Genomic DNA, 297 nt, shown 5'->3' on the forward strand with positions numbered 1-297 from the left:
GGCCCGCGACATATGACGGTCGCAATAAAGGCCGGACAGATGTCAGCACCCGACTACGCGCAACACCTAATCGAACGGTTCTTCTTGTCATCCACCGGGGCGTCCACAGATGGGCATGTGGTTCAACGCGGCAGCGTTGTCCACCATGTCCACAGCCTTCGCGGCCTGCATCCGTCATGTCCACAGCCTTCGCGGCCTGCATCCGTTCGCGCCAGACCGCCATCGGGGTGCGATAGCCGTGCGCCTGATGAAGGCGACGATCGTTGTAGAAGGCGATCCAGCTTGCGACCCCTGCCT

The 297-nt window shown here is 62.0% G+C and carries 1 protein-coding gene; it reads left to right on the forward strand.

The genetic code is table 11. The features are described from left to right. Positions 1-109: 109 nt before the first annotated feature. Positions 110-297, forward strand: a 188-nt coding sequence (locus AC5ZGW_RS47845) for a hypothetical protein (protein WP_496114364.1), incomplete at its 3' end; no start/stop codon positions are given.

The sequence above is a fragment of the Bradyrhizobium sp. Crot121 genome (assembly GCF_059512385.1).